The organism is Brevundimonas diminuta ATCC 11568, from assembly GCF_000204035.1.
In the GTDB taxonomy this organism is placed as follows: Bacteria; Pseudomonadota; Alphaproteobacteria; order Caulobacterales; family Caulobacteraceae; genus Brevundimonas; species Brevundimonas diminuta.
In genome coordinates this window covers 1917529-1928450 of sequence record NZ_GL883086.1, presented here as the reverse complement: position 1 = coordinate 1928450, position 10922 = coordinate 1917529, and the positions used below count along the sequence as shown (strand labels likewise).

Here is a 10922-nt window from a genome sequence, read left to right as displayed (position 1 = left end):
CGCCGCACGGTCCGACAAGAACCCCGCTCCATCCGCTCCCGCCGCCCGCAAGGTCGCAGGCCTCACGAGCCCTCCATGCGACGGAACGAGGGCAGGGTGGCATGGCGGCGAGGCAGGGCGGGCGGAAAGGGGATGGCGGAGAGGGAAAGGCGGAAAATTGCTGGGGTTGGAGCGGAGAGGTTGGCGGGTTCGTCCTTCTCCCCTTGCGGGAGAAGGTGGCGGCCGAAGGCCGACGGATGAGGGGTTTCTCACCCGAGGACGAAGGCGATCGGCCAATCACAGCGCGACCCCTCATCCGACCTCGCTCCGCTCGGCCACCTTCTCCCGCAAGGGGAGAAGGATCAGTCGCGCGTCAGCTTGGCGTTTGTCGCGGCGATGATCGCCGTCAGCACCTCGTGGGGGCGGTTCTCGATCTGCGGGTTGGGAAAGCGCAGCACGCGGAAGCCTTCTCCGCGCAGGAAGTCGTCGCGGGCGGCGTCCTCGGCGCGGTCGTCGTGGTGCGGGCCGTCGGCCTCGACGACCAGGCGATGACGCAGACAGACGAAATCGGCGACATAGCGCCCGATCACGACCTGTCGCCGGAATTTCAGACCCTCCAGCCGCCGGTCCCGCAGAATGGCCCACAGCCGCCGCTCATAGAGGGCGGGTTCGCGACGCATCGCCTTGGCGCGAGAGTGCAGCCAGTCGTTCATAGGACAACGTTATTCCTTCTCCCCTTGCGGGAGAAGGTGGCCGAGCGGAGCGAGGTCGGATGAGGGGTTTCTGGACGGTGATGAAGGTTGCGAAATCCACCCGCAGCGAGACCCCTCATCCGTCGGCCTTCGGCCGCCACCTTCTCCCGCAAGGGGAGAAGGGAAGGTTTACCGCCCCTTTCTGAACGCCTCCGCCTTTTCGGCCGCCGCCTCTTTCCGCCAGCGTTTGGGGGCTGACCTGTCGACCTCTTCCCCCGCGCCCGTCAGGGCTTCGTTGGCGAACTCGAGGTCGAGGAGTTTCATCTTCTTGATCTCGTCGCGCAGGCGGGCGGCTTCCTCGAACTCGAGGTTGGCGGCGGCGTCGCGCATGCGGCCTTCCAGATCCTTGAGGGCGGCCTGGAAGTTGGAGCCGACGAAGGGCTTGGCCTCTTCGGCGACGCCGGGGCGGGTCAGGCGGTCCAGGTCGCGGGACTCATAGGGGCTTTCGAGGATCTCCTTGATGTCGCGCTTGACCGTCTCGGGCGTGATGCCGTGTTCGAGGTTGTAGGCCTGCTGCTTCTCGCGGCGGCGGTCGGTCTCGGCGATGGCGCGCTCCATCGAGCCGGTCATGCGGTCGGCGTAGAGGATGACGCGGCCGTCGACGTTGCGCGCGGCGCGGCCGATGGTCTGGATCAGGGAGGTCTCGGAGCGCAGGAAGCCCTCCTTGTCGGCGTCGAGGATGGCGACCAGGCCGCACTCGGGAATGTCGAGGCCCTCGCGCAGCAGGTTGATGCCGATCAGCACGTCGAATGAACCGAGGCGCAGGTCGCGCAGGATCTCGATCCGCTCCAGGGTGTCGACGTCGGAGTGCATGTAGCGGACGCGCACCCCCTGTTCGTGCATGTATTCGGTCAGGTCTTCGGCCATCTTCTTGGTCAGGGTGGTGACCAGGGAGCGGTAGCCGGCGCGGGCGGTGGCCTTCACCTCGTCGATGACGTCGTCGACCTGGTTGCGGGTGGCGCCGGAGACGGGGCGGATCTCGACCGGGGGGTCGATCAGGCCGGTGGGGCGGATGACCTGTTCGGTGAAGACGCCGCCGGTCTTGTCCAGCTCCCAAGCGCCGGGGGTGGCCGAGACGAAGACGGTCTGGGGCCGCATGGCGTCCCATTCCTCGAACTTCAGCGGGCGGTTGTCGATGGCGGAGGGGAGGCGGAAGCCGTATTCGGCCAGGGTCGACTTGCGACGGTAGTCGCCGCGGAACATGGCGCCGATCTGGCCGACGGTGACGTGGCTCTCGTCGACGAACAGCAGGGCGTTGTCGGGGATGTATTCGAAGAAGGTCGGCGGCGGCTCGCCCGGCGCGCGGCCGGTCAGCCAGCGGCTGTAGTTCTCGATGCCGGCGCAGGAGCCGGTGGCCTCCATCATCTCCAGATCGAAGCGGGTGCGTTGTTCGAGGCGTTGGGCCTCCAGCAGCTTGCCGTTCTCGACCATCCAGTCGAGCGTCTCCTTCAGCTCGGCCTTGATGCCGTTGACGGCCTGGTTGAGCGTCGGGCGCGGGGTGACGTAGTGGCTGGCGGCGTAGACGGTGACCTCGTCCAGCGCATTGGTCTTCTTGCCGGTCAGGGGGTCGAACTCGTCGATGGCCTCGATCTCGTCGCCGAACAGGCTGATGCGCCAAGCGCGGTCTTCAAGGTGGACGGGGAAGATCTCCAGCGTGTCGCCGCGCTTGCGGAACATGCCGCGCTCGAAATGCAGGTCATTGCGCTTGTACTGCAGGGCGATCAGGTCGGCGCGCAGCTTGGCCTCGTCGATCTGGTCGCCGACCTTCAGGTTGAAGGTCATGGCGGTATAGGTCTCGACCGAGCCGATGCCGTAGATGCAGCTGACCGAGGCGACGACGATGACGTCGTCCCGCTCCAGGATCGCGCGGGTGGCGGCGTGGCGCATCCGGTCGATCTGCTCGTTAATCGAGCTGTCCTTCTCGATGTAGGTGTCGGTGCGCGGGACGTAGGCCTCGGGCTGGTAGTAGTCGTAGTAGCTGACGAAATACTCGACGGCGTTGTCGGGGAAGAAGGCCTTGAACTCGGAATAGAGCTGGGCCGCCAGCGTCTTGTTGTGGGCCAGGATCAGGGCCGGGCGCTGGGTCTGTTCGATCACCTTGGCCATGGTGAAGGTCTTGCCCGAGCCGGTGACGCCCAGCAGCACCTGCTCGCGGTCGCCCTCGGCCGCCTGGGCCACAAGCTCTGCGATGGCCGACGGCTGGTCGCCGGCGGGCTGGTACTTGGTCTCCAGCCGGAAAGGGACGCGCTTCTTGTTGGTCGGGCGGTCGGGGCGGTGAGGAACCCAGTCGGCGGGGGCGGCGGGCGCCTCCTCGGGCGTCAGGCGCGGGCCGTTCACTGGCGCGAAGGCGGGCGCGCGACCGTGGTCGAAGACGACGGGCGCCTCGCTGAGGCCCGGATTGGGCGTGTGAACGGGCTTGGTCGGTTTCGCGGGAGAACGGGCCATGAACATCAAGGTAATGCGCGCGTGTGCAAGGCGCTAGGCCCGGCGGGGGCGGGGCGGGGCCAGAATCCGCCAGTGCGCCACCACAGGTTGAACTTACATGCGCCACAGTCACGCTTGCATGTCGCCGCAAGTGGGGCGAATTCGACGTATTAAGGACATATTTGAGCACAATGTGTCCGAAATGGACGAAATAACGGTCCGAACTCGGCCTTTGCGCGTCAAAAATGCCTCATAATTTCCCCTAACAATGATTTTTTGAAAGAAATTGGTTGATGCTGTGACGGCCCAGCCATAGCCATTGCAGCAGCCAAGAAGCGTAATGACGAACATTGGTTTTCAGCGTCGCTCACAGAACGACGTGATGTTCAGTAACGATTAACAGGTACACAGAGGCTTATGCGCACTCGTAAAGACTACCTGCTGGGCACGACGATGGCGGCTGGGGCCGCCGCACTGTCGATGGCCATGCTTATTCCGGGGACGGCGCTTGCTCAAAGCGCTTCGAATACTGACCAGGAAGCGACCCAGGTCGACGAAATCGTCGTCGTCGGCTCGCGTATCCGTCGCGACAACTATAACGCGCCTTCGCCCACGCAGGTTGTGACGCGCGAAGAAGCGACGCTGCAAGGCTTCGCCTCGACGACGGAAGCTCTGCAGAGCACGGCCGTCACGGGCGGTTCCGCCCAGATCAATAACTCTTACGGCGGCTACGTCACCAACGGCGGCCCCGGCGCCAACACCATCGGTCTGCGTGGCATGGGCCCGAGCCGCACCCTGGTGCTGCTGAACGGCCGTCGCGTCTCGCCCGCCGGTTCGCGCGGCTCGGTCGGCTCGGCCGACCTGAACGTGCTGCCGACCGCCATGATCGACCGCGTCGAAGTCCTGCGGGACGGCGCTTCGTCGGTCTACGGTTCGGACGCCGTGGCCGGCGTGGTCAACATCCAGACCCGTAAGAATTTCGAAGGCCTGGTCTTCGAAGCCCAGCGCAACGAGCCGCTGGAAGCCAACGGCGCCGGCGGCTCGACCCGTCTGTCGCTGACGGCCGGCGCCCGTGGCGACCGCTGGCGCGCCGCCGGCTCGATCGAGCGCTATGAGCGCGACGAGTTGACCCTGCGCGACCGTGAATTCACGCGCTGCCAGACCGACGGCCGTCGCCTCGGTCGCGACTTCATCGACCCGCTGACCGGCGAGTCCAAGTGCTACCCGATCACGAGCACCGGCTCGAACGGTTCGTCGATCAACACGATCGGCGTCGGCGTCGACGGCGGGCTGGACGATGACGGCAACCGTGTCTTCAACGGCGTGGCGGGCACCCCTGCCGCAGGCGCCCCCAACGTCCTGTTCAACCGCTTCCGTCCGAACTCGGGCGTGACCGGCGACATGGCCGGCTATGAAGGCGTCGGCGGTACGGGCGTAAACGTCAACGTGCGCGACACCTTTGACGACCGCATGCTGAACCGTTCGCTGATCTCGCCGGTCGAGATCACCACCATCTACGGCGAAGGCGGCTACCAGCTGAACGCCCTGGGCAACGCCGAAGTCTATGGCGAATTCCTGCTGAACCAGCGCAAGTCGTCGCAGACGGGCTACCGTCAGCTGGCGCTTGACTACGCCAAGGGCAGCCCGCTGATCCCCTCGGACCTGTCCTTCAGCACCTTCTCGGGCGATCAGGGCCTGAATAAGGGCGCCGACATCGGCGTTCGCGCCTTCATCGGCTTCGGCAACGACACGTCGACGCAAGAGCAGCGTTTCAACCGCAACGTCGTCGGCATCAAGGGTGACTTCTTCATCCCGGAATGGCGCTATGACCTGGCGGCCAGCTACTCCAAGTCGCGTTCGGAATACACCAGCCAGCAGTTCCTGACGAACCGCCTGATTGAAAGCCTGGATGTCGTTCCGAATGGCGCTGGCGGTTTCCAGTGCCGTGAACTGGCGTCGAACCCCGGGTGCGTCGCCGCACCGAAGCTGAGCTCGCAAGTCATCGGCGGCGTGCTGCCGAAGGCCTGGACCGACTACGTCTTCCGTCCGGTCAAGGGCGTGACGGAGTATGAAGAGAAGATCGTCAGCCTCGGCATCGACGGTCCGCTGTTCGACCTGCCGGCCGGCAAGGTCATGGGCTTCTTCGGCGCCGAATGGCGTGATGCGGAGATCGACGACACGCCGGGTCTCGATTCGCAGCTGGGCAACACCTACAACTACTCGACCTCGGCCATTACCCGCGGTTCGGACTCGGTGTGGGAAGTCTTCGGCGAAATCGAAGCGCCGCTGCTGCGTGATCAGCCGTTCGCCAAGGAACTGACGCTGAACGCTTCGTTCCGCTACACGGACTATGACTCCTACGGCGACGACACGACCTACAAGGTGGGTCTGGTCTATCAGCCGATCGACATGCTGACGTTCCGCGCTACCTACGGCACCTCGTATCGCGCTCCGGCGCTGTTCGAGCAGTTCGTAGGCGCGACCTCGGGCTTCCAGGCCGCTGGTTTCGACCCCTGCAGCGAAGTTGATCCGGACTCGGCTACGCCGACCCTGATCGCCAACTGCGCGGCTGATGGCGTGTCGGCTGACTTCCAGCAGAAGTCGAGCGTCGCAGTCATCACCAAGGGCGGCGCCGAAGCCGGTCTTGAGGCCGAAACCTCGACCAACCTGACCGTCGGTCTGGTTCTGCGTCCGACCCTGCCGGAAGGCTGGGGCGACTTCGCTTTCGCTGTCGACTACTACGAGATCGAAGTGAAGAACGGCGTGGCCCAATACGGCGCCGCCAACATTCTGGAGCGTTGCTACAACTCGACCCCGGCTGAGTTCGCGGCTGACGTGGGCTTCTGCTCGCTCGTGTCGCGCGACGCCGGAGACAAGCGCCTGACGGTCGAGAACGGCTACGTCAACCTGGCGACCGACATTGTCAAGGGCTTGGACTACACTGCGCGTTATCGCAAAGACGTCGGTCCGGGATCGGTTCTGTTCAATCTTGCTGTTACTCAATACACGGAGATCTCGAGCAAGCTGTTCGCCGAAGATCCTCTGCAGGAGTATAAGGGGCGGTTGAACAACCCAGAGTTCACCGGCACGGCTGACCTGTCTTATGCTTGGGACAAGTGGCGCGTGCGTTATGGCGTCGAGTGGGTTCAGGGCATGGACGACTACGGCTACCGTCGTATCAAGGATCCGGCTGCTAGCCAGTACGATCTGGAAGTCGATGACTACTACCTGCACAACGCCTCGGTCCAGTACACGGGCGAAGGCTGGACGGTCACGGCCGGCGTTCGCAACCTGCTGAACGAAGACCCGCCGACGATTTCGTCGGGCTATAACAACCGGGTCGGCAACGCCCCGCTGTACTCGGGTTACGACTACCTGGGCCGGACGGCCTTCGTGAACCTCACGAAGTCCTTCTAAGATCTGACCTGATTTCAGGTTGAGGAGAGGGCGGCGGACTTCGGTTCGCCGCCCTTTCTGCTTTTGAAACGGCAGTTTCCGGGTTGTGCGAAGCAGGGCGGGTCGCCAAGGTCCGCAACCATGAGTGAGCTTCGCGACGTCTTCATCACCGGGACCGGCGCCGTTCTGCCCGGCGAGCGGATCGGCAATGATCGGATGGAGGACTTCATCGGCCGCATCGGCGGGCGGGCCTCCGCCGTCGGGCGCCGCGCCCTGCGCTGGAACGGGATCGAGGGGCGGCATTACGCCCTGAACGCCGAGGGCGAGCCGCTGCATTCCAACGCCTCCATGTGCGCGGACGCCGTGCGGGCGGCGCTGGATGGGGCGGGGCTGAGCCTCGGGGATCTGCAGCATCTCGGCGCGGCGGCGACGCAGGGCGACTATCTGGTGCCCGGCCACGCCAGCGCGGTTCAGGCGGAACTGGGCGCGGGACCGCTTGAGGCGTTCAGCTATCAGTCGGTCTGCGCCAGCGCCCTGATGGCGGCCAAGGGGGCGTGGCTGAGCGTGCGCGCGGGCGAGGCGGACGCAGCCGCCGCCTGTGCCGGCGAGTTCTCCTCCCGCTGGTTCCGGCCGGCCTTCTATGAGGGCACGGCGCTGGTGGACGAGAAGGGCCGGGCGAGGATCGAGGCGGACTTCCTGCGTTTCACCCTGTCGGACGGGGCGGGCGCCGTGGTGATGGAGCCGAGGCCGAAACCCGACGGCCTGAGCCTGAAGGTCGAGTGGATCGACATGACCTCCCTGGCCGGGCGCTTCGATCCTTGCATGTGGGCCGGATCGACGCCCGAAGCGCGGGCCGACATGACCAGCGCCTGGAGCCACGCCGGACCGGCGGCGGCCCATGCGGCGGGGGCGGTGGCCCTGTTGCAGGACTTCGACCTGCTGAAGATCGTCATCCGCGCCTGGATCGGCGTCTGGCTGGAGAAGGTCGATGACGGGCGGATCGTCCCGGATCAGGTCGACCATCTGCTGTGTCACTACTCGGCGCGGTCGCTGCGTCAGGAGATCGTCGGCCTGCTGGAAAGCACCGCCGCGATGATCCCGGAAGAGAAGTGGTTCACGACGTTGGCCGACAGCGGCAATGTCGGCTCGGCCTCGATCTGGGTCATGCTGGACGCCTTCCTGAAGTCGGGACGCGGAAGGCGCGGAGACAGGGTGCTGTGCATCGTGCCCGAGAGCGGGCGGGCGATGATCGGCTTCATGATGCTGGAGATTGTGTGATGGCGGAGCAACTGGCCGAGGCGGCGGTCGCCGACACCCTACGGAAGCTGGCGGTGGTCTTCGCCGATTTCGAGCAGCGGCTGGAGGCGACGCCGCTGATCCGCAAGCTGACGCGGGGGCGGTTCGAGGTCGCCGACTATCATGCCTTCCTGATCAATCTGCGCCAGCAGGTGAAGGACGGGGCGCTGTGGATGAGCCGGGCGGCGTCCAACATCGGCGAGAACCATCTAGAGCTGCGCTCGACCCTGATGCGCCATGCGGTGACGGAGCATCGGGATTTCCGCCTGCTGGAGGCCGACTTTGTGGTGGCGGGCGGGGCGCTGGAGGACATCCAGTCGGCGCCGAAGAACGTGGGGTCCGAGGCCCTGTCAGCCTGGATGTTCCATGAGGCGTCCAAGCCCGATCCGTTCGGCCTGCTGGGCGCCATGTTCATTATCGAGGGGCTGGGCTCGATCAAGGCGCGGCCGTGGGGTCTGAAGGTGCAGGAGCGGCTGGAACTGCCCGACGAGGCGGTGCGCTTCCTGCTCTATCACGGCGACAACGACGCCGAGCATATGAAGGAGTTCGAGGAGATGCTGGGCATGGTGCTGCCCGATCCCTTCATCGCCGAACGCATCGTCACGACCGCCAAAGTCACGGCCCGCCTCTACGCCCTGCAGATCGAGGAGATCGCGGCGTGAGGTACTACAAGCCGGGGGAGGATCCGTTCGACCCCGCGCGGTTCGATCCCAAGGATCCTGATCCGTGGATGGCGCTGTATCTGGACCACAGCCTGCCGATCGACGACGGAGCCAAGCGCGATCTGTTGCTGGGGGCGCGGTCGCGGTCGCGGCGCTGGCTGTTCCCGGTGGCGCGGCCGTTGGTGTTCCTGTTCTTCTGTCTGGTGAAGGTGCTGCGGGTCATTTCGCCCAAATACCCGAACCTGAACGGCCTGCTGCACAAGACCATCCACTGGGGGCTGCGGACCTTTGTGACGCCCGAGGGCAATCGGGTGATCCTGCGCCACTTCCACGTCGGATCGGAGCTGACGGCCTTCGTGCGCGAGAACGCGGGCGTGGGCGACAAGGTGACGAAGTGGCCGCTGACGCCGACGCGGTTGAAGGACATCGAGCCGGACCTGTTCCTTCAGCACGACCTGAACATCTTCAACTTCGTCATCGAGATGAACGCCGCCCTGCGCGCCGAGGGGCGGGAGCTGACGCCGCCCGAGCGGATCGACTTCTCCATGATCTCGGACGAATTCCCGCCGTTCGAGGAGTTTCCGCGCAAATGGCACAACTTCGTCGACGTGCAGACGGCGGTGGAGTTCTACACCCCGATTTACGCCCTGATGCTGCCGCGCGACGACTTCGTGCGGGCGTCCAGTTCGCTGCAGCTGGATGAGGTTATGGCCATCTATATCGCCCGCATCCTGGGCACGAGCTACCACATGGCCTTCGTCAAGAACGGCCATCCGCTGGTGGCGCTGTCGACGCTGCAGGCGGGCTATCGGCTGATGATGCACGGGCTGGATTCAGAGGCCATGCACGGCTGGCTGCGGGTGATGAAGGCGCGTCAGGCGGCGGGCCTGCCGCTGGACCCGGCCAACTCGGGCGCGCCGAAGTAGGGCGCGGAGCCTACGGTGTTTTCCGCTGGCGCGCGGCGCGGCGGCTGCTAGCGTGGCCGGTATGAAATCGGCGCGCTCTTTTCTGACCTCTCTCAGCACGATGGTGCTGCTGTCGCTTGTGCTGGGCCTGCTGGCCGGGGCGGCGGCGCAGGCCTGGGGCTTGCCGGGCGGTCATGTGACGGCGGACTTCATCCAGGCGCTGGGCCAGCTGTGGCTGAATGCGCTGCGGATGACGATCATCCCGCTGGTGTTCAGCCTGCTGGTGACGGGCATCGCCTCCATCGCCGATGCGGCGCGGACCGGGCGGCTGGCGCTGAAGGCGGTGTCGTGGTTCGGCGGGCTGATCGTCTTCGCGACCGTCTACGCCGTCGCGGCGGCCTATGGGCTGCACGCCCTGTGGCCGATCGACCCGGAAGGCGCGCGCCTGTTGCTGGCGATCAAGCCGGAAGGCGCTGAGGGCGTGGGCGCGGGCGCGCCGTTCAGCGAATTCGTCAAGACCATCGCCCCGTCCAACCCGATCCGCGCGGCGGCCGAGGACGCCATCCTGGGCATGGTGGTGTTCGCCGTCTTCTTCGGCTTTGCGGCGTCGGGCCTGCCGGAGCGGCTGCGGGTTCCGCTGATCACCTTCTTCGAGGCGGTGGGCGAGACGATGATCGTCATCGTCCGCTGGGTGCTGAAGGCGGCGCCGCTGGGCGTCTTCGCCCTGTCGATCGGAGTGGGGCTGACGGCGGGGGCCAGCGCGGCGGGGGTTCTGCTGCACTATGTGGCGCTGATCTCGCTCGCCTGCATCGGCATCGGCCTGATCTTCTATCCGCTGGCGGTCATCTTCGGGCGGGTGAGCCTGGGCCGGTTCGCGCGGGCGGCGGCGCCGGCGCAGGTGGTGGCCTTCTCGACCCAGTCGTCGCTGGCCAGCCTGCCGGTCATGGTCGAGCGGGCGGTCGACGAACTGGGCGTCAAGCGGTCGACGGCGGGGCTGGTCCTGCCGCTGGCGGTGGCGGTGTTCCGCATCACCAGCCCGGTCGCCAATCTGGGCGTGGCCATCTATTGCGCCCATCTGTTCGGGCTGGAGCCTTCGGCGGGGCAGTTGCTGGCCGCCATGCTGACGGCGGTGCTGATCTCGATCGGCACGGTGGGCCTGCCGGGTCAGGCCAGCTTCTTCGCCTCCATCGCCCCGATCTGCATCGCCATGGGCGTGCCGCTGGAGCTGCTGCCCCTGCTGCTGGCGGTCGAGGTCGTGCCTGACATCTTCCGCACCTTGGGCAACGTCACCGCCGACCTGGCCGTGGTCCGCATCGTCCAGGGCGGAGAGGTCGAAACTTAAGACTGAACGTCGGTTGACGAGGCGGGCGCGCCGAGGCCAAGCTTCCCCACGGGGCGTAAGGGAAGCGACCATGAGCAAGACGATTCTGCGCGCGGCCGCCGCGATGGCGACGGTCGCAGCCATGACGTGCGGCGCAGCGGCGCCCGCCCAGGCCCAGCAGGCGGCG

Annotated in this window: 7 protein-coding genes; 5 read left to right on the top strand and 2 right to left on the bottom strand. The window is 66.1% G+C overall.

What is annotated here, in order from left to right; all coding sequences use genetic code 11:
* Nucleotides 1-341 precede the first annotated feature (341 nt).
* Both BDIM_RS18115 and uvrB read right to left on the bottom strand, forming a co-directional pair.
* Nucleotides 342-692, bottom strand: a complete 351-nt coding sequence (locus tag BDIM_RS18115) for an endonuclease domain-containing protein (RefSeq protein WP_003166102.1) — start codon at nt 690-692, stop codon at nt 342-344.
* Between the two features lie 168 nt (nt 693-860).
* Nucleotides 861-3176: an excinuclease ABC subunit UvrB gene (gene uvrB, locus BDIM_RS13185; protein ID WP_003166101.1), complete on the bottom strand. Its 2316-nt coding sequence runs from the start codon at nt 3174-3176 to the stop codon at nt 861-863.
* Nucleotides 3177-3572: 396 nt separating this feature from the next.
* Between uvrB and BDIM_RS13180 the strand changes: the two genes are divergently transcribed.
* From BDIM_RS13180 to BDIM_RS13160, 5 genes are all read left to right on the top strand, one after another.
* Nucleotides 3573-6572 (top strand): TonB-dependent receptor plug domain-containing protein, encoded by a 3000-nt coding sequence (locus tag BDIM_RS13180; protein ID WP_003166099.1) that lies wholly within the window; start codon nt 3573-3575, stop codon nt 6570-6572.
* Nucleotides 6573-6692: 120 nt separating this feature from the next.
* Nucleotides 6693-7829: a StlD/DarB family beta-ketosynthase gene (locus BDIM_RS13175; RefSeq protein WP_003166098.1), complete on the top strand. Its 1137-nt coding sequence runs from the start codon at nt 6693-6695 to the stop codon at nt 7827-7829.
* Nucleotides 7769-8509, top strand: coding sequence for an iron-containing redox enzyme family protein (locus tag BDIM_RS13170; protein ID WP_088491638.1), 741 nt, complete (start codon nt 7769-7771; stop codon nt 8507-8509). Before BDIM_RS13175 ends, BDIM_RS13170 begins: the two co-directional genes overlap by 61 nt.
* Complete coding sequence (locus BDIM_RS13165; protein WP_003166096.1) at nt 8506-9435, top strand: DUF6999 family protein; 930 nt, start codon at nt 8506-8508, stop codon at nt 9433-9435. Before BDIM_RS13170 ends, BDIM_RS13165 begins: the two co-directional genes overlap by 4 nt.
* A gap of 61 nt (nt 9436-9496) precedes the next feature.
* Entirely contained in the window at nt 9497-10756 is a 1260-nt protein-coding gene (locus BDIM_RS13160; protein ID WP_040346163.1) for a dicarboxylate/amino acid:cation symporter, read from the top strand.
* Nucleotides 10757-10922: the final 166 nt, after the last annotated feature.

Coding starts and splice junctions, on each gene's coding strand:
- BDIM_RS18115 (WP_003166102.1), bottom strand. CDS start 692: ATGAACGACTGGCTGCACTCTCGCGCCAAGGCGATGCGTCGCGAACCC.
- uvrB (WP_003166101.1), bottom strand. CDS start 3,176: ATGGCCCGTTCTCCCGCGAAACCGACCAAGCCCGTTCACACGCCCAAT.
- BDIM_RS13180 (WP_003166099.1), top strand. CDS start 3,573: ATGCGCACTCGTAAAGACTACCTGCTGGGCACGACGATGGCGGCTGGG.
- BDIM_RS13175 (WP_003166098.1), top strand. CDS start 6,693: ATGAGTGAGCTTCGCGACGTCTTCATCACCGGGACCGGCGCCGTTCTG.
- BDIM_RS13160 (WP_040346163.1), top strand. CDS start 9,497: ATGAAATCGGCGCGCTCTTTTCTGACCTCTCTCAGCACGATGGTGCTG.